Consider the following 21,700-nt stretch of genomic DNA (forward strand, 5'->3'; position numbering starts at 1 on the left):
ACTGATGTTATGCAACATACGGCAAGGACCGTGCCATCACGCCCTCTCCCTACCCCCTCTCCCTGAGGGAGAGGGGATTTAAGGCAAGGTCCGTCGCTCCCTCCACCGCTTGCGGGGGGGGGGGGGGGGGGGGGCTCCTTGTCTTGCCTGCTAGCCAATGACAGGGTTCCTTGCCAGACTGTGCACTGCGTTTGAGGGCTGCTTTGGAATGACCGTGCGTAACATCAGTGTAGTAATCAAAGTGGGTTAGGTTCTGTCCAATTGGATGGAGGGTGTCGCAAAAGGCGACACCCTCCGCGGTGCAGGGATGCATCGCCATTTTCGATGGCCATAAGCCATTGAAAATGGAGGAATCGGAAAATCGCGCTTTTCCGATTCCGAGTCGCAAAAGTCCAAGGATGGGCTTTTGCGACACCCTGATTGAATGGATAGAGCGAAACCGGGATAATAAGCTTAATTGTACGACTACGCCAAGTGGCAGGTGGTTCGACATTTTGTTGACTATGGCGGTACAAGCCCATTCACCGTTAAAAGATGAGGAAAAGGTATTGAAGGGAGACAGCAGGTCAGCGGCGGATGTTGACCAAGAGCTGGTCAAGCGGGTTCAACAAGGCGATAAAAAAGCCTTCGATCTGCTGGTTCTCAAATATCAGCATAAAATTATTCCCTTGATCACCCGTTATATCAAAGATCCTTCAGAAGCTTTGGATGTGGCGCAAGAAACGTTCATCAAGGCTTATCGCGCGTTGCCCAATTTCCGTGGCGACAGCGCTTTCTATACTTGGTTATACCGGATCGCCATTAACACGGCGAAGAATCATATCGCCGCCAGAGCCCGGCGGCCTTCTGATTCGGAAATTGAATTGGATACTGCGGAACAATTCGAGACAGCGGTGCGTCTAAAAGATCAAGAAACTCCCGAGGGTATATTGTTAAGTGAGGAAGTTGCGGAAGCCGTGCGTCAGGCCATCGAAGAGCTGCCTGATGAATTGAGAACTGCAATCACTTTGCGGGAGTTTGAAGGGTTGAGCTACGAAGAGATTGCCCAAGCAATGAATTGTCCGGTGGGCACTGTTCGTTCACGTATTTTTCGGGCTCGGGAAGCCATTGACAAGAAACTGAGGACTTTGCGTGCAGGGATGCGGAAAGAAAAGAAAAAACCCTTACCTGAGAAATCTTCAGAAAAATCATGACAAGAGGCGGAGGCCGATGCAGGACGATGTGAACTGGAAACTATCACTGTTACTGGACGACGAACTGGATACCAAGGATGCCATTGAATTATTGGAAAGAATCCATCAAGACCCGGATCTATTGGATAAATGGTGTTGTTATAACGCAATGAGCCAGGCGATGCGATTTGGTAACGTGGTTCAGCCGGATAAGACATTTATACACCGTATTCGCGCCTCGTTGGCATCTACTGAACTTCCTCCACCCCAAACCTCTTCTTCTCCGACATCTTTTTCAATAAAACAAATGATTGTGCCTCTCGCCTTGGCGGCATCGGTTGCCGTCGTGACCGTGCTATTGGCAAAACAGTGGAACGAGCCTCTGCATTCCGCCGCCACGGTAAAAGCGGCTGCCAAGCAATCTGCCGCGCCTTCCATACGTTTGGCCAACGTGACTTCGGAACAGGCGATCCCCCAACAATCAGATCAGGCCCTACACTATTCCCGCTTTGAAGATTATTTGATAGCCCATACCGAAGGCAGTTTATATACCACTGGCCCCCAAGGCATGTTGAGTTATGCGCGCATCGTCAGCCATGACGGGCGTTAATATTATGAAGAAAGCGGGATTATTACCACACTGGGTGGTCGGCGCGTTTTTGATTACGTTTGCTGTTTCCGCATTTTCCCAAGAACCAATATCCAAGGATGCAGTGGCATGGTTACAAGCCATGCGGGATGCGATGCACAATCTAGATTACCAGGCGACGGTGGTCTATAGCAGAGATAATCAAATTCAAACCCTGAAACTTTCCCGGATCATACAAAACGGTGTGGTTAGAGAACATTTGCAGGCGCTCAATGATCCGCTGCGGGAAGTCGTTAGAGATGGTGATAAAGTGACCTGCTATTTTCCGGACCGGCGGGCAATGGTGGTGGAATACCAGCAGGGAAAAGATTCTTTGTTTGTTCATTTTCCCTGGGAATGGCAGCAAAAGGAGGAAATTTATCAGTTTAAATCAGGGCACAGCGGCCACGTAGCAGGAAGACAAGCTCAGGAAATTATTATCCAGCCATTGGACAAGTATCGTTATCCCCGCAGAATTTGGCTCGATACAGAAACCAAGCTGCCGCTCAAATTAGAATTATTGGATCATGACGGCAGTATTCTCGAAGCCATTATCGTGACCGATATTCAATTGGGAGAGGCGGCGGCAGCAGTGGCAACCGCACTTCCTAATCACAGTAAAACCTGGAAGATTTTAGATAGAAAAGTCACGCCTATTAAGGACAAACATTGGCAGTTGAGTTTTCTGCCCCCGGGTTTCAGCGAAGTGATGCGCACGAGACGGCTAGATCCAATCGATCAACAGCCCATTGATCACATCTTGGTGAGTGACGGAATCGCTTCAGTCTCAATCTATATTAAAAAAAGCGATGAAAAGGGCTTTGATCCCGGCAATAAAAAATTGGGGGCAGTAAATACCTACAGCAAACAGATTGGTGATTTTTATATCACTGTGCTGGGGGATGTGCCTCCCGAAACAGTCAGAGCTATCGCCAATGGGGTGCGGGTAGATACAGGATCCACCTCTTCCTGACCCGTTCCGATTGCCATCGGAATGTTCCAACTTTGCTCTGTGGATGGCGTCTGGGATGAACGCTAGGCTTTACCTTGTCCCAAGAAAATAGCCAGGAACTAGGATTCAAGTTTATGAATGCTATAGTGTTCGCTTAAAATACAGACATTTTTTTCATGTTTAACGCATTTTTTATGTTTCAAAATACAAAATTCGTCATTAAGGCCGTGTGGATTTGGGTGTTTTGGCTTGGTTTGAGCCAAGCCTGGGCCGGGGAACTGCCCGACTTTACCGAGCTGGTAGAAAAAACCAGTCCATCCGTCGTTAATATCAGCACCACGAGGACGGTGGAAAGTCAGCCGGTGCCGGAACTACCAGAGGGCATGGAGATTCCTGAAGGGTCGCCTCTGGAAGATTTGTTTAAACATTTCTTTGGCCAGCAAGGTCCTCTTGGGCCACGGGAAGCGCGTTCATTGGGTTCGGGTTTTATCATTTCTTCCGATGGCTATATCGTTACCAATCACCACGTGGTCAAGGATGCCGATGAAATCATTGTCCGCATGCAAGACCGGCGCGAGCTGGTGGCCAAATTAATTGGTACGGACAAATCCAGCGACTTGGCTTTATTAAAAATTGATGCAGAAGATCTTCCCGTAGTGACCATGGGCTCATCCCGCGACTTGAAAGTAGGGGAATGGGTGGTTGCCATTGGCTCGCCGTTCGGTTTTGATCAATCGGTGACCGCGGGCATCGTCAGCGCGAAGGGCAGAAGCCTACCTGGCGATAATTACGTTCCCTTCATCCAGACCGATGTGGCCATCAATCCCGGCAACTCCGGCGGGCCTTTGTTCAATATGGATGGGGAAGTGGTTGGCGTCAACTCCCAGATTTACAGCCGCACCGGCGGGTTTATGGGGTTGTCGTTCGCTATTCCCATTGACGTGGCGCTGGAAGTGGTGGAGCAATTAAAAACCAAAGGTCATGTCAGCCGCGGCTGGCTCGGCGTACAGATTCAGGACGTGACCCGGGAATTGGCGGAGTCTTTCGGCATGGATCGGCCCCGGGGCGCGCTGATTGCGCAAGTGCTGGAGGATAGCCCCGCAGCCAAGGCCGGTTTTGAGGTGGGAAGCGTCATCATTGAGTACAACGGTCATCCCATTGAGACTGCCGGGGCTTTGCCGCCCCTGGTGGGGATGACGCCGCCTGGCACTGAAGTTTCGGTTAAAGTGCTTCAGGACGGAAAAATCAAAACATTAACGGTGCGTATCGGGCAATTGCCCAAGGAACAGCAAGAGGGAGCACTTTCGGTACATCCGCTCGAGCCGGGTTCCGTGAAAGTTCCACAATTCGGCTTGATTGTAGCGGACCTGAGTCCCCAGGAACGCAAGCGCCGGGGCGTGAAATCCGGTGTGATCGTTCGCCGGGTGTTGGCGGGTGCCGCGCGGGAAGCAGGTATTCGTCCGGGCGATATTATCGTCCGTATTGGTGATCAGCCCGTTACCAGCGCCAAGGCTTTGAAAAAGCGTGCGGCCAGTTTAGCCAAAGGCAAGCCGATTGCGGTGTTGGTGAAGCGAGGCGATGGTTCGCTGTTTTTGGCGATCAAGCCGGGCGCCAATAAACCAAAGCAATAGGGAAAAGATTAAAACGTGACAGATCTAAAAAATATACGAAATTTCTCTATCATCGCCCATATTGACCACGGCAAGTCTACCTTGGCCGATCGCTTCATTCAGATCTGCGGCGGCTTGGCTGACAGGGAGATGGCGGAGCAAGTGCTCGATTCCATGGATCTTGAGCGGGAAAGGGGCATTACCATCAAGGCGCAAAGCGTGACGCTATACTATACCGCCGAGGATGGCGAGACCTATCAGCTCAATTTTATCGATACCCCAGGTCATGTGGATTTTTCCTACGAAGTTTCCCGTTCCCTGGCAGCATGCGAGGGTGCGCTATTGGTGGTGGATGCCGCGCAGGGGGTGGAAGCGCAAACCGTCGCCAATTGCTATACCGCCATTGAACAGGGACTGGAAGTGCTCCCTGTGCTGAATAAGGTGGATTTGCCCTCGGCCGAGCCCGAGCGGGTCAAGCACGAGATTGAGGAAATTATTGGCATTCCGGCCGATGAGGCACTGGAGATCAGCGCTAAAACCGGCCAAGGGGTAAAAGACGTTCTGGAACAGATTGTCGCCAAGGTTCCCCCGCCGGAAGGCGATGTGGAAGCGCCGTTGCAAGCGTTGATTATCGATTCGTGGTTCGATAATTATCTCGGTGTCGTCTCCTTGGTGCGGGTTGTCAACGGTACTTTGACAAAAAAACAAAAAATCACCGTCATGTCCACGGGAAAAAGCTATCAGGCCGACCAAGTGGGGGTATTCAATCCCAAGCGCCAACAAAAAGACGCGCTCCATGCCGGAGAAGTGGGCTTTGTGGTGGCGGGAATCAAGGATATTTTCGGCGCGCCCGTGGGGGATACCATCACCGGGACCGATCGTCCCTGCGCCGAACCATTGCCAGGTTTTCAGCAGGTCCGGCCGCGGGTATTTGCAGGATTATATCCGGTCAGTTCGGAAAATTACGAAGATTTGCGCGAAGCCCTCAACAAACTGCGCCTCAATGACGCCGCCCTTCAATTCGAGCCAGAGACTTCCCAGGCTTTGGGCTTTGGTTTTCGTTGCGGTTTTCTGGGGATGCTGCACATGGAAATTGTGCAAGAACGGCTGGAACGGGAATACGACTTGGATCTGATTACCACGGCGCCAACGGTGGTATATGAGGTCCTGACCACCAAAGGTGAAGTGCTGTCAGTGGATAATCCGGCGGATTTGCCACCCGCTAATGAAATCCAGGAAATCCGCGAGCCCATTATCGAAGCTAATATTTTGGTGCCCCACGATTATCTTGGAGGCGTGATTGGCCTGTGTATTGAAAAACGGGGTGTCCAGAAAAACATGCAATACCTGGGCAGCCAAGTGGCACTGACCTTTGAGTTACCCTTGAGCGAGGTGGTGCTGGATTTCTTTGACCGGTTGAAGTCAGTGAGCCGGGGCTTTGCTTCTTTTGATTACGAATTCAAGCGGTTTCAGGCCGCGCCCATGGTTAAACTGGATATTTTGATCAATGGCGAGCGGGTGGATGCCCTTTCTTTAATCGTCCACCGGGATTTGGCGGAAGTGCGCGGCCGCGAATTAGTCGAAAGAATGAAAGAATTGATTCCCCGGCAAATGTTTGAAGTGGCGATACAAGCGGCGATAGGCTCAAAGATAATCGCCCGCTCTACGGTGAAGGCGTTGCGTAAAAATGTTACCGCCAAGTGTTATGGTGGCGATATTACCCGGAAAAAGAAATTGCTGGAAAAGCAAAAAGCGGGTAAAAAGCGCATGAAGCAGGTGGGTAAGGTGGAAATTCCTCAAGAGGCGTTTCTTGCTGTCCTGAAAGTAAAACAAGAATCCTGATAAGGACCACGATATGGATTTCGATTTTGAATTTTTTTTGCTACTCGGCACCGTGGTGTCGGGTTTGATCTGGGGGGGGTATCTTTTCTGGACGAGAGGGGCGGAGAAAAAAGAAGAAGAGAAAGAGCCGGTCATCGTCGAATATGCCCGTTCGTTTTTTCCCATTTTATTTATTGTTCTCGTGCTTCGCTCTTTTTTGGTGGAGCCTTTTCGGATTCCTTCCGGATCGATGATGCCCACCCTGTTGGTGGGCGATTTTATTTTGGTCAATAAGTTTGTCTATGGTATTCGTTTGCCGGTGGCCCATACCAAAGTGGTGGACATAGACGAACCGCAGCGGGGTGATATTGTGGTTTTCCGCTACCCCAACAATCCCGCCGTTGATTACATCAAGCGAGTGGTGGGCCTGCCCGGAGATAAAATTGCCTACTATAATAAGAAGTTATACATCAATGGCGAGCCTGTGACATTGACGCCCATGGGCCATTTTACCGGGGCCGGGCAAAATCAGCGTTATAACGGGGCTTTGGTGTTTAAGGAAAAGCTGGGGGAGGTAGAGCATCAGATCTTAATCATGGAAGGCCAGCCGAGTGTCGAAGGTGAATTTGTGGTTCCCACGGGACATTATTTTGTCATGGGTGATAACCGTGACAATAGTAATGACAGTCGCTATTGGGGGCCGGTGCCGGAAGAAAATCTAGTAGGGAAGGCCTTTCTGATCTGGATGCATTGGGATCCCAGTAGTCCCGGTGTGGCTTTAGAGCGCATTGGGACATTGTTGCACTGAACTTTTTATCCAGCCCGAAAGGGGCTTTTGTTTGATGCCTAAAAAGTTTTTGAAGCGTATATTGGCGACTTCCGTTGATGTCCTGACCTGCCATCCACTGGACGCCGTGAATCCTTCCCTGGGGGCTTGATGGTGGCCGTCCGGGCCACCAACACCAGCGAAATGGCAGGCCAGGACACCTTTGCGAGATAAATTATGAAGCAGATTTTATTTTGTAGGCTGCAGCAATATTAAGCGAGAAATGCCATGATCCAAACTTACCGCCGTCAACGGGGCATCACCCTGATTGGTTTTGCCTTGCTTTTAGGCTTGATTGGTTTTTTTACCATTCTGATTTTGAAAATCGGGCCCATTTATCTTGAACATTACAAGGTAGTCAGTTCTCTCCAATCCCTGAAAGAAGATCCTGCATTACCAAAAAAGAGCCGGCGTGAAATATACAGCTTGCTTAATAAAAGATTTGATATCAACATGATTGAAAACGTGACGACCGATGATATCAGCGTCAGCAAGGAAGACGGCGTTGTTACCGTGGCGGTGACCTATGAAGTAGAAAAGCCAATTTTCGGGAATTTAAGCGTATTAGTCTATTTTGACGATCAAATTGAGGTGGGAGGTTCTTGAAAGCCGATCTGGGAACACTTAGCAAGCGTCTCGGTCTCAAATTTAACGATCTGGAGATCCTACGTGAAGCGCTTACCCATCGCAGCGCCGGTTCCCCCAATAACGAACGACTGGAATTCTTAGGTGACGCCGTCTTGGGTTTCATCATCGCCCAAGCCTTGTTTCACCGCTTCCCCAATGCCCGCGAAGGTGAATTGAGCCGGATGCGGGCCAATCTCGTCAATCAAACCTCTTTGGCTGCCCTGGCCAGACAATTGAAGCTGGGAGACTGGCTGATTTTAGGGCCGGGGGAGATGAAAAGCGGCGGTTTCCGCCGTGATTCCATTTTGTCTGACGCTTTGGAAGCGATTATCGGCGCTATTTTGGAAGATCAGGGGATTGAGGTCTGCCAAAAATGGGTATTGGGGTTATTCAAGACCCGATTGGCGGAACTGGCGGAAGGGAAGGGAAAGAAAGATCCCAAAACCCGTCTGCAAGAATTTTTGCAATCCCGGGGGGAGCCGCTGCCTCGATATGAATTGATTTCCCAGCAAGGTTCAGACCACGATCAGCTATTTGAAGTCGCATGCCATGTGGCGCTATTATCTGAACCTCGAAGAGGAAAAGGTCCATCGCGGAAACGGGCGGAGCAGCAAGCAGCGGAGAAAGTATTGGAAACATTATCCCGGCAATTGGGCAAGCAATTATGAAAACTGGATATGTCGCCATCATTGGCCGGCCCAATGTGGGCAAATCCACTTTGCTCAATCAGTTGATTGGCCAGAAACTCAGCATCATCTCCCGCAAACCTCAAACCACCCGGCACAGGATCCTAGGGATTAAAACCACCGATGACGCCCAAATTCTTTATTTGGACACCCCAGGGATTCATCAAAGCGATTCCAAGGCGTTGAATCGTTATTTGAATAAAACCGCCAGCACCGCTTTGGTGGGTGTGGATGTCATTGTCTGGGTGATTGATAACAAGGGTTTCGATAAAGATGACAGTTTGATTTTGGAAAAGCTCAAATCCATCAATATTCCGGTCATTCTGGTCATCAATAAAGTCGATAAGGTAAGAGACAAAGCCTTATTGCTGCCGCTCATACAGGAAGCGAGATACCGTTTCTCCTTTGAAGTCATTATTCCTGTTTCCGCCCTAAGGGGTACGAATGTCCAGGCCTTGGAAAAGGCCATTATTGGCTTGCTCCCCGAAGGAATGCCCATGTATCCCGAATACCAGATTACCGACAAACCGGAACGGTTTTTTGCCGCCGAAATTATCCGTGAAAAATTGCTCTATTACCTGGGCGATGAAGTTCCCCACCGGTTGACGGTGGAGATCGAGCAGTTCAAAAATGAAGGGGAACTGACGCGCATCTATGCCGTAATCTGGGTGGAGCGGGAAGGGCAAAAGCGGATTGTAATTGGTGATAAGGGGAGCTTGCTGAAAAAGGCTGGTCAAAAAGCCCGCCTGGAACTGGAGGATTTTCTCGGTAGGCGTGTGTATCTCAATCTTTGGGTCAAGGTTAAAAAAGGCTGGTCCGATGATGAGCGAATGCTGCAAAGGTTGGGCTATGCTGAATGATCCATGGCTGAACGATGGCACGACGCATTTGTTTTGCACCGCCGGCCTTGGCGGGAAACCAGTCTGTGGCTGGAGGTTTTTACCCGCGACCACGGAAAAGTCGCCCTACTGGCAAAAGGGGCGAGGAAGGGAAAGCGCCAATCCGCGACTTATCTCCAACCGTTTCAGCCGTTGAAAATTCGCTGGCACGGCAAAGGCGATCTTAAAACCTTGACCGGCGCGGAGCCATGTGCTTCGTTACCCGCCTTATCGGGAAAAGGCCTCTACTGCGGCTTTTACCTCAATGAGTTGTTGGCTTATTTGACCCACAGACACGATCCTCATCCCCGCTTATTCCTACGTTATCAGGAAACCCTGCGGGTTTTTGCCAATGAAAAAGCCATGGAAGCCCGTTTGCGTCTATTCGAGATGGATCTATTGATGGAAATCGGCTACGGATTGATTCTGGATCATGAGGTAAAATATCAAGAGCCCATCTTGCCGCAGGCGCGTTACCGCTACGAACCGGATGCCGGGCCGTATTTGGATCCGCAAGGGAATGTATGCGGGATAACCCTGCTGGCGCTGGCGGATAGACAATTAGACAATCCTCAGGTCCTTAGAGAGGCAAAAAAATTATTGCGCCAAGTCATCGACTACCGGCTGGAAGGCAGGCCATTAAAAAGCCGGGCTTTATTCCAACAATTAATCACCCAGGGAAATCATGAAACCTGAGACCATTTTGCTAGGCGTCAATATCGATCACATCGCAACATTGCGCCAGGTTCGGGGAACCGCTTTTCCCGAACCGGTTCAAGCCGCCTTGCTGGCGGAACAAGCGGGTGCCGATGGCATTACCGCCCACTTGCGCGAAGACCGCCGTCATATACAAGATCGGGATATTCGCCTGCTCAGGCAAATGATTCATACCCGTTTGAATCTGGAAATGGCGGTCACCGATGAAATGGTCGCCTTGGCCTGTGAAGTGCGTCCGGATGCTTGTTGCCTGGTGCCCGAAAAACGCCAGGAGTTGACCACCGAAGGCGGGCTTGAGGTGGCAGGGCAATTGGATCGGGTGGCGGAGGCTTGCCGGCAATTGAGGGAATCGGGCATTGAAGTCTCATTATTTATCGATCCCGATAAAGCCCAGATTGAAGCGGCGGCCGAAGCGGGTGCGCCGGTCATTGAGCTCCATACCGGAAGCTATGCCGACGCGCCTACACCTGAAGCCCGCCAAGAAGAACTCAAAAAAATCCAACAGGCCGCATGGTTTGCCTACGGTTTGGGGTTGCAAGTCAATGCTGGTCATGGACTGCATTATCATAATGTGGAAGCCATTGCCCGGATCCCGGAAATTGTAGAACTGAACATCGGTCATTCGATTATCGCCCGTGCGCTCTTTTCCGGAATGCAAGAAGCTGTCCGGGAAATGAAGCGGTTGATGAAAACGGCAAGACTGGAAGCATTGACCTCGTCGGTTTGATTTGTCATAGTTTCCAATCCAAAAAAATTAAAAACCAGCGTAATTGACCCATAAGGCGCTGAATGGAACGAAAAGCTATGAAGCCGATTGCTACTGTTGATTCCTTAAATCCCACAGAACCTGAAGTACTGTTCCTGGCCAGAATGGCGTTGAATGAACAATTACGCTTTGCCAAACGGATTTTTGTGCTGATGGCGGCGGCGCTCTTGATGTTATTGGCCGGATTTGTCTTTTATTTGAAGCAACCTGCCTTGGCAAAGGCGTCTCCTGCCGCAGTGTCGCCATCGCCAGTGCAAATGGATCAAGTGACGCAATTAAGTCAAGAATTGGCGGATTTGCAGCAGCAACTGGGAAAGGCAGTCACCGAAACCCTGGCAATGAAGCTGGCATCTTTGGAAGACCGGATTCGTCAGGGGCGGGCGGGATTACAGGATCTCGAATTGATCCAGTCCATCAAGCAAGATATCCGTTTATTGAATTTGAGAAATACTAAGAAGCCTGCACTTCCCTCGGGTATCGAAAGAATTGGAGATTCTTCAACTGATGCTAATTTCGCGGCTTTGCACAAACTGGCATTGCTGGAAAACCTGTTCTACATCACCTTGCTGGCACTGGCATTTATGGCGGTAGCCATGGGGGGATATTGGCTTCAGTGCGGTTTTCGTTTGAAACGCCTGGATGCGGACCTTGCCCGCCTGCAACATCAGCTTTATCACGAAAGGGGGTAAAGTCTTCAGTCCGTGGTTTCAATTTTGTTTCTCCCCGCTTTTTTTGCCCGGTACAGGGCTTGATCGGCGCGTTCAATAAAATCGGCAATGCTTTCTTCCAGGTGGTATGTGGCAATCCCGGCGGAGAAAGTGGGCAGAGCGAGTTCGCCCGATATCGTTTGAAGGCGCAAGTTTTTCACGCTTTCCTGAATTTTGTTCAAGGCTTTCACCGCCCCTTCCATTTGGGTATTAGGTAATAAGACAACAAATTCTTCCCCGCCAAACCGGGCGACTAAATCGTGCTTGCGAAAGGCCGAGGATACCAGGGTGGCGTAGGTTTTTAATACCTGGTCGCCCACCCCATGACCATAGCGGTCATTAATGTCCTTGAAATGATCCAAGTCGATGATAGCCAGACTGATAGGCAAATGATAACGTTGCACCCGGCCTATCTCTTCTTCCAATCGGTTTAGAAATGCCCGCCGGTTGGGCAAGCCTGTGAGTTCATCGGTCAAGCTTAAGGTCCTGGTGCGTTCCAGTTCCGCGTTTAATTGTTCTTTCTGCGCCCATTCCGAAGCTAGTTGTGCCTTGGTTTGTTCCAGTTGCATCGCCAGATATTTCTGGCCGCCCGCCAGGATTTTGGCTTGTTCCAAGAGCGTTTGCTGTGTAGAGTCGTTTTCCGATTTTTGAGCAGGGTCCCGAAGAAAGTCGAGAATGTCTTGAATCTGGTCGCCAAGTTCCTGGGTTTTTTGTTGTAACAGATCCATTTTCTCCATAACGGAAGAGGTATGGTTGACAGCCGGTTTTTGCGAATATTGTTGTGGCAAAGGTGGGAGATCACCAATGACTTGGTTCGGCTTGAGGGAAACCAATATTTGAGATAATGAAGGCAACGATTGAATGCCTATGTGCAAGGTTTCTAATTCATTAAGGGTTGGAGGATGGTCCAAAAGCTTTTCAAGAAAGATGACACGTTTTTTAACAGGATCGGTGGCATCAAGGTTTTGTGAAATCGCGTTCAGCAGAGATCGGATAATTTTAAGGTAATGGCTGTGGTAAGCTTTTTGCAGCGTATCCAGAGTGCCTAAGTGTTTTTGAATATGGTCAATGAGCAGATGCTCGAATTCTAAATCCTTGAGGGTGTCAAGCGTCTTTCTCAGTTTTTCTATTTCTATCGTTAACTCATCCAAAACTTTGCAAGCAGGTCGGCATTCAGTAGTCATGACTTTTATTCTATTTCATTAGTATGGTTAATTACGATAAATCATCTGTCGCTTTCAATCGAGTGTTGGCGGTAGCGCCCATGTTAGATTGGACTGACCGTCATTTCAGATATTTCTTACGGATGATCAGCTATCATACATTGCTCTACAGTGAAATGATTACCACCCAGGCAATAATGTATGGTGACCGCGAACGGCTGCTGGCGTTCAACCCGGAAGAAAAGCCATTGGCCTTGCAATTGGGAGGGAGTTGTCCAAAGTCACTGGCCCAGTGTGCGGCCATAACCGAAGCGTGGGGATATGATGAGGTGAATTTGAACGTGGGCTGTCCCAGTGACCGGGTGCGAAAAGGCAGGTTTGGCGCTTGTCTGATGAAGGAACCGTCATTGGTGGCCGAATGTGTCGCTGCCATGAAAGCCAAAACCAGGTTGCCGGTTACGGTCAAGTGCCGGATAGGCGTGGATGACAGGGATAGCTATGAAGCGCTGGCGAATTTCATCGAAACCGTTGCCTTGGCGGGGTGTACGACATTTGTTGTGCATGCCCGCAAAGCATGGCTGACGGGGCTATCGCCCAAGGACAATCGTACTATTCCCCCTTTGCGTTATGACCTTGTTTTCCGATTGAAACAGGATTTTCCTGAGTTAACATTCATTTTCAACGGCGGCATTGTTGATTTGCAACAAGCCTTATCCCTGTTGTCAAGCGTTGACGGCGTCATGATAGGCCGGGCTGCCTATCATAATCCTTATCTATTAAGCCAGGCGGATTGGCTTTTTTTTCAAGACAATCACCCGATTCCCACCCGGGAGCAAATATTGGAAAGCTATATGCCTTATGTAGAAGCGCGATTGAGCGAAGGCATTCGTCTTCATAGCATGCTTCGTCATCTTTCCGGGTTGTATCATGGCCAACCCGGGGCGCGTCTTTGGCGCCGGCATCTAAGCGAACAGGGGAACCGGCCCGGGGCGGGCTCTGAAGTTTTAAAATCCTGGTTGGCGAAAAGGACCGCCATGGTTGAGACGGCCGATGTTTGACGGTTTGGATAACCCTTGCCCAGATTTTTGGCGAGATTGGCCGGAGGGTTTCTGCGTGCTGGATGAGATAGGCGCAATGCGGTACGTCAACCCAGCGGCGGAGGAGTTGTTGGGATACAGCGCCGATGAATTGCGCGGGGTTAAATTAAACCGCTTGCTGGTGGACGGCGCATTTTGTTGGCCGGTTTTTTTAGAAACAGGCAAAACCTGGCAACAAGAAGAAGCTTTTTTGCGCCGTAAAAACGGGCGGGAATTGCCCGTATATCTGACGCTCAAGCCATTTAGTCGAAATGGCCAGATTAAAGGGGCATGGCTACTATTTCGTGACCGCTCAGCCACGGATGAAAAAATGCGCCGTTTAAGCATTTTGACAGCGGCGGTAACGCAAAGTCCCAACGCGGTCATGATTGCTGATCTTAATGGCAAGATTGTGTACGTCAACCCCAAATTTTGCCAAATGACGGGGTATTCCGCAGAGGAAGTCCTGGGTAAAAATCCCAGGTTATTGCAATCCGGGAAAACGCCTCCTAAAACTTACCGACGATTATGGGAAACGCTTCAAAAAGGCGGTGAATGGCGGGGGGAAATTCAAGACCGTAAAAAAGACGGCGAATTGTATTGGGTGCTGGAGACTATTTCTCCCATCAAAAATGAACAAGGAGAGATCACCCATTTTCTAGCAATTCAGAAAGATATCACCGAACAGAAACAAGCCCAGGAAGCCCTTGCCGAAAGCGAAGCCCGTTTTCGCCAGATTGCCGATATGACGGGGGAATGGATCTGGGAACAAGATCCGGAAGGCCGGTATATTTATAGCAGCGCCGCGGTTAAACAAATACTCGGCTATGAACCGGAAGAAATTATCGGCAAACATTATTTGGACTTGTTTACCGTCGAAGACCGCCGCCGCTGGGAGCAGCATACCCCTCTCAAACCGCTTTATCACAAGCATTTTTACCGCATTATCAACCGTTACCGCCACAAGGACGGTCACGAAGTCTTTACCGAGTCCACGGGGATTCCCTTGTTTGACTCGGCGGGGCGACTGCTAAAATGGCGCGGGGTAGATCACGACGTCACCGAGCGAAAGCGATACGAAGATCAATTGCGGGTCCGGGAACGGGCCATTGAATCGGCCAGTGTCGGCATTGATATTGACGAAGTGTTGGATTCGCGCTGGCAAGCAATTTATGTCAACCCGACCCTTTGCCGGATGACAGGTTACAGCAAAGAAGAATTGCTCAAACAGAGCATTCCGGATCTGTTGTGCGGCCCGGAAACCGACAAGGGTGCCTTGGAAAAAGTTCGCGCGGAAGTCAGGCAAGGCCGCGAAGCCCAAGAGGTAATCTTATGTTACGACAAAAAAGGCCGGCCGTTCTGGAATGATATGATTATTTCACCGGTCAAGGACGAGGCAGGCCGTCTGACCCATGTGATTGAGATCCAAAATGATGTTACCGAAAGAAGGAGGGCGGAGGCGGAAAAGCACGCCATGGAAATTGCCCGTCATATCCAGCAATCGCTGCTACCCGATCAACCCTTGATTGCCGATGGGGTTGAGCTAGCTGGGCTTTGCATTCCGGCAGAACAAGTGGGGGGAGATTATTTCGATTATTTTCTTACGGCTGCAGGTGTTGATGCAGTGGTGGCCGATGTGTCCGGCCATAGCGTGGGGGCGGCGCTCATCATGGCGGAAGCCCGTAGTACATTGAGAGTTGAAGTGCAAAGCAGGGCCCGCCAAGAGCAATTCCCACCTCCGGATGTGGCCTCGTTACTCCAGACCTTAAATAACGTATTATTCGAAGATTTGGACCGTTCGGAACTTTTTATCACTTTGTTCTATACCCGTTACGACCCGGTAAAAAAACAATTGCATTATGCCAACGCGGGCCATAACCATCCCCTCTTGATTCGAAGCAACGAAAGTGGATGTAGGCAGCTAGATGCCGAGGGTTTGATTCTAGGGGTTCGCCCCGGTGTGGAATTCGAACAAAAAACCCTATCCATGCTGCCTGGAGATTTGTTACTGCTTTATACTGACGGCATAGTCGAGGCTCAAAATCCGGCAGGGGAGTTTTTTGGCATGAGCCGTTTGTGCCGTGCTTTTACCCGATTGTCGGCAGCGTCACCGTCTGAATTGGTGCAGGGTCTTATTGACGAGTTGTATGATTTTCATCAAAGTGATGTATTCTACGACGACATCAGTCTGGTCGCCATGCGGGTGGGAGAATAAGAATATTACTCTTTTACACCCACAATAATCGTCAAAATAAACAAGAGGAGCTGCAATGGAAAAAGTAACCTTACCAGTCACCGGCATGAAGTGTGATGCCTGTGAAAATCTGATTCATGATGCTGTGATGGAGAAAGAAGGCGTGGTTTCCGTCAAGGCCGATCATCAAGCCAAGACCGTAGAAATTGAATACGATGAAACCAAGGCTAATCTGGATGAGCTGAAGCAGACGATTGTCGATCAAGGATTTAAAGTGGTTGGCTTCGGCGAAGAATCTTTCGTTGACAAGCTGAAAGCATTTTTCCAAACCTTGCTGCAGTTTTTCAAAAGCTAAGTGAAAGGTCATTGGCGCTGCATGAGCCAAATCAAGCTAAAATGTGCGTTCCGAGAAATACTCCAGTTGTTGCGTAGGTCGGTGATTGCCCTTTTCTAGCCGGCTTTGGGGGGCTCTGAATAAATCAGAGTCTCCTTAGTTTTCGCCCAACAAAAAACCTTGAACCCTGTGCGACAATATGCCGCACAGGGTTTAAAGTAGTAAGAATTATAATGGTTTAAAGTTGTTAGGACTTTTTTCTTCCGGAAAAGGTCGAAATATAACGATAAAGTTTTAAGCGAAGTGCCTATGGTTATGCGTCAAGTAACATTTCGCGCCAAGGGTATGCATTGCACCAGTTGCGAAAAAGTCATCGAACTGGCGTTGAGCAAACTGCCTGGCGTGGAAAAAGTGAGGTCTAATTATGCCTCCGAAGTGGTTAAAGTCAGCTTTGATCCTTCTAAAATCCCGCTTTCCCAGATTTTCGATACAGTTGAAGCGAAGGGCTACCATTGCTCTTTGATTGATGCCGCGGCCCAGCGCAAGCAAGCGTTCAACCGCGTTTTAGGGGCGGTTTTAGGGGTCATTGGCATCTTATTGATCCTCTACGGCGGTTCCCGCTTTATTCACCGTTTTGATTTGCCTGAAATTAACCTCCAGCTCAGCTACGGATTGCTGTTTCTTGTCGGGTTGCTGACCGGATTCCATTGCGTTGGCATGTGCGGCGGCTTTGTCGTCAGCTATACTGCCAAGGGCGCCCAATTGGGGCAAAAGACCTATTGGCTGCATTTCCAGTATGGCCTGGGAAAAGTCTTGTCTTATACCTTAATCGGGGCGGGATTTGGGCTTTTGGGAGCGGTTATCAGTTTTACTCCGGTAATTCGGGGAATTGCCGCCATTCTTGCAGGGGGCTTCCTGATTCTGTACGGTTTTAACATGCTCCACGTGTTTTCGTCCGTCCGCATTGGCTTTACCATGCCCCGGTTCCTGGCGCGTTTCGTTCGCGAAGAAACCAATAAAACCACTCATCCCTTCGTGATTGGTTTGTTGAATGGGTTGATGATTGCTTGTGGACCGCTGCAGGCCATGTATGTCATGGCGGCGGGGACAGGCAGTGCGCTGGAAGGCGCGAAATTGCTATTTATTTTCGGACTGGGCACCTTGCCATTGATGTTTGGCTTTGGCTTTCTGACAAGCCTGATTTCACACCGCATGACCCATAAGATTCTTAACGCCTCTGGCATCCTGGTGATCAGCTTGGGATTGATTATGCTCAACCGGGGGCTGGCCATGACTGGCACCGGTTATGATTTCCATACCTTGATGCAGCGGAAAGTGTTATCCCAGCGCCAAGTTCAACCGGCCCAGCCTTCTAGAAAAGAGGATTTTCAGACCATCCACATGAAAGTCAAGGCCAGCGGCTACGAACCCAACCGGTTTGTCCTCAAAAAAGGCGTACCGGTAAAATGGGAAATCGAAGGCAAAGAGCTTACTGGCTGTAACCGCGTGATTCTGGTCCCTGATTTGGGATTGGAAATTGAACTCAAACCCGGCAAGCAAATCATCGAATTTACCCCGGAAAAGCCGGGAACGATTGCCTGGAGTTGTTGGATGGGAATGCTCCACGGCACTTTTGTTGTGACTGACAATGGCAACGCGAAAACCGCCGAAAACGTTATCCAACCCTGGATACGGCGTGGGCGGGTGCGAAGTTCCGCCGAGACGTTGAAACGCTGTAAGCAATGCCAGTAAAGGCGGGTATCTTACCACCTGTTAATTAGCTTTGCCGGGGGCGGGGAAGGGTCTGCCGGACCGAGATTCGTCCGTAAATTTAGGCCCGGAGCGGCCATCCATGGCCGCTGACAGCCCCTTCCCCGCCCTCTCCGCCTGAACTGACAGGTGAGAAGGGTGGATAGTGTTTCGTTTGATTTACGTTGCTGTTTGCGTGAGAATTGATGAATTAAATCCCCAAGGAGCAAAACGCTTTTGGGAATACGTCAAGAAAATAACGACTACAGAAATATAGAGGGCGAGAGTATGGTGGCAGCAGTCGATCAAGAAACCCACCGGGAAGAAGAACACGCCATTCGCCTGTCGATTATCGGCATGCGTTGCGCCGGTTGCGTGAAGACCGTGGAAAATGCGCTTAAAGGGGTGTCCGGGGTCAAGGCAGTCAATGTCAATTTTGCCGATCACTCGGCAGTCGTGGAAGGCGAAGCTGACCCTGAAGTTTTGCGCGCCGCCTTGCAAGAGGTGGGGTATGACGCCGCCGTGATGGAGAGCTTTGAGGATCTGGAAGCGCAGGAAGAAATGGAAGAGGAACGCTACCGTTCCTTGCTGCGCAAATCCGCGGTTGCGGCCGCCTGGGGCGTGCCTTTGATGATCGGCGGCTGGCTTGATTGGTGGCCGGCCATCGGCACCCCGGCGGGGACGGATTTCTGGGCCATTGTGTCTTTAATTACCTTTGGCGTTATGTATTACTCCGGCGGGCATTTTTTCAGTGGCGCGGTGAAAAGCCTGCGCGGCGGTTCCGCCAACATGGATACCCTGATCGCCATGGGTACCGGTTCGGCCTGGCTCTATTCCACCATTGTGGTGGATTATGCCAATGTCTTGCCGCCGGAGGCGACCCACCCCTATTTTGAAGCAGCCGTCATTATCATTGCCTTTGTGACCTTGGGTGGGGCGCTGGAAACCCGCGCCCGGGGCAAGGCTTCATCAGCAATACGCAAATTGATCGGTCTGCAGCCCCGAACTGCCCGCGTGGTGCGTAATGGCAAGGAAATTGATGTTCCCATTGAGCAAGTCGGTGTCGATGAGATTCTTAGGGTACGGCCGGGAGAAAAGATTCCTGTGGACGGCGTCATCATTGAAGGCCATTCCAGCGTCGATGAATCCATGATTACCGGGGAATCGATTCCCGTGGAAAAAACCATTGGCGATGAGGTGATTGGCGGCACCTTGAACCAGCGCGGCACTTTCTTGATGAAAGCTACCCGTATTGGTAAAGATACGGTATTGGCCCATATCATCGATTCTGTCCGTCAGGCGCAAAGCAGCAAGCCTGAAATCGGCCGGATGGTGGACCAAATCGCCGCTGTTTTTGTACCCGTAGTGGTAGGAATCGCGGTGTTCACCTTTTTTGTGTGGTGGGCATTCGGCCCAGAGCCTTCGCTGGGATACGCTTTTGTCACTTCCATGACGGTGCTTGTTATCGCCTGCCCCTGTGCCTTGGGATTGGCGACGCCTATTTCCATTATGGTAGCGGTTGGCCGGGCCGCGCAAAGCGGCATTTTGATCCGCAATGGCGATGCCTTCCAGACCGCCGGCCAAGTGACGACTATTGTGTTGGATAAAACCGGCACTGTCACCGAAGGCAAGCCTAAAGTGACTGCCGTCGACCCATCATCCGGCTGGACGGAAGACCTGGTCTTGCAATTGGCCGCCAGCGTCGAGGCCGGTTCCGAACATCCCCTCGCCGGGGCCATTGTTGCCGAGGCTGCGGAACGAGGTTACGAACTGCGGCCTGTTGCGGGCTTTGAATCTGTCACCGGTAAGGGGGTGCGGGCCAAACTGGATGGTCAGCGGGTGTTGTTCGGGAACGCGGCATTGATGGAATCTGAAGGCATCGATTGCAGCGATATCATCAAACTACTCGACCACTACGCCAATCAAGGCCAAACCCCGATGATTCTGGCGGTGGAAAAGAAAGTGGCCGGCATCATTGCTGTCGCCGATACCATCAAACCCGATTCCAAGGAAGCCATCCGTCAATTGAAGGCAATGGGTGTCAAAGTTTGGATGGTAACGGGAGACAACGAGAAGACCGCCCGTGCCATCGCCAAGGAAGCCGGTATTGATGAAGTCCGCGCGCAAGTGCTGCCCGAGGATAAGGCCAAAGTCGTCAAGGAACTGCAAGCCAAAGGAGAAGTTGTGGCGATGGTGGGTGATGGCATTAACGATGCCCCGGCCCTGGCGCAAGCCAACGTCGGTTTTGCCATTGGCACGGGAACGGATATCGCCATTGAAAGCGGTGATATCGTCATTATGCAAGGTTCCTTGTTGAAGGTGCCGGAAACCATGAAGCTATCGCGGGCCACGGTGCGCAATATCAAGCAAAATCTGCTGGGCGCGTTTATTTACAACATTTCCGCCATACCGGTGGCTGCCGGGTTGCTATATCCCTTCTTCGGCATCCTGCTCAACCCGATGATCGCCGGCGCGGCCATGGCCTTGTCGTCTGTCACCGTGGTAACCAACGCCAACCGCTTGCGGTATATCAAATTGGGCTAGAAGAACTGATATGTTCAATTAATAAAGCCCGCAATTGCGGGCTTTATTAATGAGAGCGGGTGGGATTCTACCTACTTCCTTAACTGCTTGATTTCTTCCTTAGCAGGATAATCAGCGCCAATACTGATAATAAAACTGGCGGCATCTTCAATACTCATGCTGGACTTGACCACTTTCGATTCGTGAACGAGCACCGTAAAACCTGAAGTGGGATTGGGAGAGGTGGGTACAAAAAGAATGTACATATCTTCGACTTTATTCGTAACGTAAGCTGGCACCCATACATCTTCTTTTGGATATTCCACATAGACAACCTCCCTTTTAACCAGCTCCTCCTCGCCGGCGAACATCAACACAATTTTCTTGGTGACCCGGTAAATCGTGTTCAAAAACGGGATTTTTTCAATGATGTAATCGAAAGCGGAAATGATGATGGATTGGCGGTATTTGGTAATGGAATAGCCAATGTAGGTCAAAAGCGCGATGGTCAGTAGCAGAATGGTGGTGGTAAATGAATAGCTGGCCGAATGCCCATACAAGCTGACAATAATGTCCGTCAGCAGATTCTTGGTAAACAGGACGATTTGTATGGTCAAGGCGAGCGGGATGACCGCCAAAACACCGAGCAGGAAATATTTGAACAATTGTTTGATGTATTGCATTGGCTTCTCTTGGGTTTTTATGATTTGTAAGATTATTTTATAGGGTTGGGCTGGGGCATGCCACGGTCCTGCTGGACAGTCCAGCGGGAATGGTATAGATTCTAATCCTATGGCAAAGCGTTATCTCAAAATGAAACAAATCACCCTGTCCCTGATCTTGCTTTCAGTCAGCATGGTTTCCATCCCCGTCAATGCCCAGCAGGATCGTATCGATGCCTACGATGCGGCTTTTACCCTCCTGGATGTTTTGGTTTACCGGCCGGTGGGCATCGTCGCGACCATTGCGGGTACCGGACTATTTACCGCCATGATCCCCCTCACCGCCATCGCCCAGATCGCCCCACCCCACGATGCTTTTGCCAAGACGGCCAATATTTTGATCGACGGTCCCGCCAGATACACTTTCCGCCGCCCGGTGGGTGATAGCTCCTTGGCACGATATTAAACTCTAATAAAGTTTTCATTCTTTTCTCCATTAAGCAGTACCTAACCCAAAAAACACCGTTAGAACCTTTTGTATATTTATCCTGGGCAAAAAAATCCCGCCCTGAAAAGGCGGGATAGAATGGGAGCTATACCCAATAAGGA

The 21,700-nt window shown here is 50.3% G+C and carries 19 protein-coding genes and 1 pseudogene; 18 read left to right on the plus strand and 2 right to left on the minus strand.

Annotation, left to right across the window (positions count from 1 at the left end; genetic code table 11):
* Positions 1–548: 548 nt before the first annotated feature.
* From AXA67_00850 to AXA67_00905, 12 genes and pseudogenes are all read left to right on the plus strand, one after another.
* Positions 549–1,130: pseudogene (locus tag AXA67_00850) on the plus strand (RNA polymerase sigma factor RpoE).
* A gap of 79 nt (positions 1,131–1,209) precedes the next feature.
* On the plus strand, positions 1,210–1,782 hold the full coding sequence (locus AXA67_00855; GenBank protein ID KXJ40733.1) for a hypothetical protein: 573 nt from the start codon (positions 1,210–1,212) through the stop codon (positions 1,780–1,782).
* The gene (locus AXA67_00860; GenBank protein KXJ40734.1) at positions 1,769–2,773 is read left to right on the plus strand and encodes a hypothetical protein; all 1,005 of its coding nucleotides are present in this window, start codon (positions 1,769–1,771) and stop codon (positions 2,771–2,773) included. Before AXA67_00855 ends, AXA67_00860 begins: the two co-directional genes overlap by 14 nt.
* Positions 2,774–2,946: 173 nt before the next feature.
* Positions 2,947–4,383: a serine peptidase gene (locus tag AXA67_00865; GenBank protein ID KXJ40773.1), complete on the plus strand. Its 1,437-nt coding sequence runs from the start codon at positions 2,947–2,949 to the stop codon at positions 4,381–4,383.
* 15 nt (positions 4,384–4,398) lie between these two features.
* Positions 4,399–6,204, plus strand: a complete 1,806-nt coding sequence (locus tag AXA67_00870; GenBank protein ID KXJ40735.1) for an elongation factor 4 — start codon at positions 4,399–4,401, stop codon at positions 6,202–6,204.
* 13 nt (positions 6,205–6,217) lie between these two features.
* Complete coding sequence (locus AXA67_00875; GenBank protein ID KXJ40736.1) at positions 6,218–6,991, plus strand: S26 family signal peptidase; 774 nt, start codon at positions 6,218–6,220, stop codon at positions 6,989–6,991.
* 246 nt (positions 6,992–7,237) lie between these two features.
* Positions 7,238–7,615, plus strand: a complete 378-nt coding sequence (locus AXA67_00880; protein KXJ40737.1) for a hypothetical protein — start codon at positions 7,238–7,240, stop codon at positions 7,613–7,615.
* Positions 7,612–8,304, plus strand: a complete 693-nt coding sequence (locus AXA67_00885) for a hypothetical protein (protein KXJ40738.1) — start codon at positions 7,612–7,614, stop codon at positions 8,302–8,304. The genes AXA67_00880 and AXA67_00885 overlap by 4 nt, the downstream gene beginning before the upstream one ends.
* A complete protein-coding gene (locus AXA67_00890; GenBank protein ID KXJ40739.1) occupies positions 8,301–9,182 on the plus strand; it encodes a GTPase Era in 882 nt (293 codons plus the stop codon). Before AXA67_00885 ends, AXA67_00890 begins: the two co-directional genes overlap by 4 nt.
* A gap of 3 nt (positions 9,183–9,185) precedes the next feature.
* Entirely contained in the window at positions 9,186–9,896 is a 711-nt protein-coding gene (locus AXA67_00895; GenBank protein KXJ40740.1) for a hypothetical protein, read from the plus strand.
* The gene (locus AXA67_00900) at positions 9,886–10,644 is read left to right on the plus strand and encodes a pyridoxine 5'-phosphate synthase (GenBank protein KXJ40741.1); all 759 of its coding nucleotides are present in this window, start codon (positions 9,886–9,888) and stop codon (positions 10,642–10,644) included. The genes AXA67_00895 and AXA67_00900 overlap by 11 nt, the downstream gene beginning before the upstream one ends.
* Before the next feature lie 77 nt (positions 10,645–10,721).
* The gene (locus AXA67_00905) at positions 10,722–11,372 is read left to right on the plus strand and encodes a hypothetical protein (GenBank protein ID KXJ40742.1); all 651 of its coding nucleotides are present in this window, start codon (positions 10,722–10,724) and stop codon (positions 11,370–11,372) included.
* Positions 11,373–11,377: 5 nt separating this feature from the next.
* On the opposite strand, the gene AXA67_00910 is transcribed toward AXA67_00905, so the two are convergent.
* Positions 11,378–12,574, minus strand: a complete 1,197-nt coding sequence (locus AXA67_00910) for a hypothetical protein (protein KXJ40743.1) — start codon at positions 12,572–12,574, stop codon at positions 11,378–11,380.
* 80 nt (positions 12,575–12,654) lie between these two features.
* Here AXA67_00910 and AXA67_00915 point away from each other — a divergent pair, with 80 nt between their 5' ends.
* The 5 genes from AXA67_00915 to copA all read left to right on the plus strand — a co-directional run bounded on the left by AXA67_00915 (position 12,655) and on the right by copA (position 20,450).
* Complete coding sequence (locus tag AXA67_00915; protein KXJ40744.1) at positions 12,655–13,611, plus strand: tRNA dihydrouridine synthase DusA; 957 nt, start codon at positions 12,655–12,657, stop codon at positions 13,609–13,611.
* Positions 13,604–15,844 carry a hypothetical protein gene (locus AXA67_00920; GenBank protein KXJ40745.1) on the plus strand — a complete coding sequence of 747 codons (2,241 nt, stop codon included), beginning with the start codon at positions 13,604–13,606 and terminating at the stop codon, positions 15,842–15,844. Before AXA67_00915 ends, AXA67_00920 begins: the two co-directional genes overlap by 8 nt.
* Positions 15,845–15,899: 55 nt before the next feature.
* Entirely contained in the window at positions 15,900–16,178 is a 279-nt protein-coding gene (locus tag AXA67_00925) for a hypothetical protein (protein ID KXJ40746.1), read from the plus strand.
* Between the two features lie 288 nt (positions 16,179–16,466).
* Positions 16,467–17,909 carry a hypothetical protein gene (locus AXA67_00930; protein ID KXJ40747.1) on the plus strand — a complete coding sequence of 481 codons (1,443 nt, stop codon included), beginning with the start codon at positions 16,467–16,469 and terminating at the stop codon, positions 17,907–17,909.
* A gap of 285 nt (positions 17,910–18,194) precedes the next feature.
* Positions 18,195–20,450 carry a Cu+ exporting ATPase gene (gene copA, locus AXA67_00935; GenBank protein ID KXJ40748.1) on the plus strand — a complete coding sequence of 752 codons (2,256 nt, stop codon included), beginning with the start codon at positions 18,195–18,197 and terminating at the stop codon, positions 20,448–20,450.
* 71 nt (positions 20,451–20,521) lie between these two features.
* Here the strand turns inward: copA and AXA67_00940 are convergent, their stop codons facing one another.
* On the minus strand, positions 20,522–21,103 hold the full coding sequence (locus tag AXA67_00940; GenBank protein KXJ40774.1) for a hypothetical protein: 582 nt from the start codon (positions 21,101–21,103) through the stop codon (positions 20,522–20,524).
* 118 nt (positions 21,104–21,221) lie between these two features.
* Here AXA67_00940 and AXA67_00945 point away from each other — a divergent pair, with 118 nt between their 5' ends.
* Positions 21,222–21,557 carry a hypothetical protein gene (locus tag AXA67_00945; protein ID KXJ40749.1) on the plus strand — a complete coding sequence of 112 codons (336 nt, stop codon included), beginning with the start codon at positions 21,222–21,224 and terminating at the stop codon, positions 21,555–21,557.
* Positions 21,558–21,700 lie beyond the last annotated feature (143 nt).

It is taken from the genome of Methylothermaceae bacteria B42 (assembly GCA_001566965.1).
Taxonomy (GTDB): Bacteria; Pseudomonadota; Gammaproteobacteria; order Methylococcales; family Methylothermaceae; genus Methylohalobius.

What these genes read in the sequence shown, in the direction of transcription:
- AXA67_00855 (KXJ40733.1), top strand. Translation starts at nt 1,210, where the DNA reads ATGCAGGACGATGTGAACTGGAAACTATCACTGTTACTGGACGACGAA.
- AXA67_00860 (KXJ40734.1), top strand. Translation starts at nt 1,769, where the DNA reads ATGACGGGCGTTAATATTATGAAGAAAGCGGGATTATTACCACACTGG.
- AXA67_00865 (KXJ40773.1), top strand. Translation starts at nt 2,947, where the DNA reads ATGTTTCAAAATACAAAATTCGTCATTAAGGCCGTGTGGATTTGGGTG.
- AXA67_00875 (KXJ40736.1), top strand. Translation starts at nt 6,218, where the DNA reads ATGGATTTCGATTTTGAATTTTTTTTGCTACTCGGCACCGTGGTGTCG.
- AXA67_00880 (KXJ40737.1), top strand. Translation starts at nt 7,238, where the DNA reads ATGATCCAAACTTACCGCCGTCAACGGGGCATCACCCTGATTGGTTTT.
- AXA67_00890 (KXJ40739.1), top strand. Translation starts at nt 8,301, where the DNA reads ATGAAAACTGGATATGTCGCCATCATTGGCCGGCCCAATGTGGGCAAA.
- AXA67_00895 (KXJ40740.1), top strand. Translation starts at nt 9,186, where the DNA reads ATGGCTGAACGATGGCACGACGCATTTGTTTTGCACCGCCGGCCTTGG.
- AXA67_00900 (KXJ40741.1), top strand. Translation starts at nt 9,886, where the DNA reads ATGAAACCTGAGACCATTTTGCTAGGCGTCAATATCGATCACATCGCA.
- AXA67_00905 (KXJ40742.1), top strand. Translation starts at nt 10,722, where the DNA reads ATGAAGCCGATTGCTACTGTTGATTCCTTAAATCCCACAGAACCTGAA.
- AXA67_00910 (KXJ40743.1), bottom strand. Translation starts at nt 12,574, where the DNA reads ATGACTACTGAATGCCGACCTGCTTGCAAAGTTTTGGATGAGTTAACG.
- AXA67_00915 (KXJ40744.1), top strand. Translation starts at nt 12,655, where the DNA reads ATGTTAGATTGGACTGACCGTCATTTCAGATATTTCTTACGGATGATC.
- AXA67_00920 (KXJ40745.1), top strand. Translation starts at nt 13,604, where the DNA reads ATGTTTGACGGTTTGGATAACCCTTGCCCAGATTTTTGGCGAGATTGG.
- AXA67_00925 (KXJ40746.1), top strand. Translation starts at nt 15,900, where the DNA reads ATGGAAAAAGTAACCTTACCAGTCACCGGCATGAAGTGTGATGCCTGT.
- AXA67_00930 (KXJ40747.1), top strand. Translation starts at nt 16,467, where the DNA reads ATGGTTATGCGTCAAGTAACATTTCGCGCCAAGGGTATGCATTGCACC.
- copA (KXJ40748.1), top strand. Translation starts at nt 18,195, where the DNA reads ATGGTGGCAGCAGTCGATCAAGAAACCCACCGGGAAGAAGAACACGCC.
- AXA67_00945 (KXJ40749.1), top strand. Translation starts at nt 21,222, where the DNA reads ATGGCAAAGCGTTATCTCAAAATGAAACAAATCACCCTGTCCCTGATC.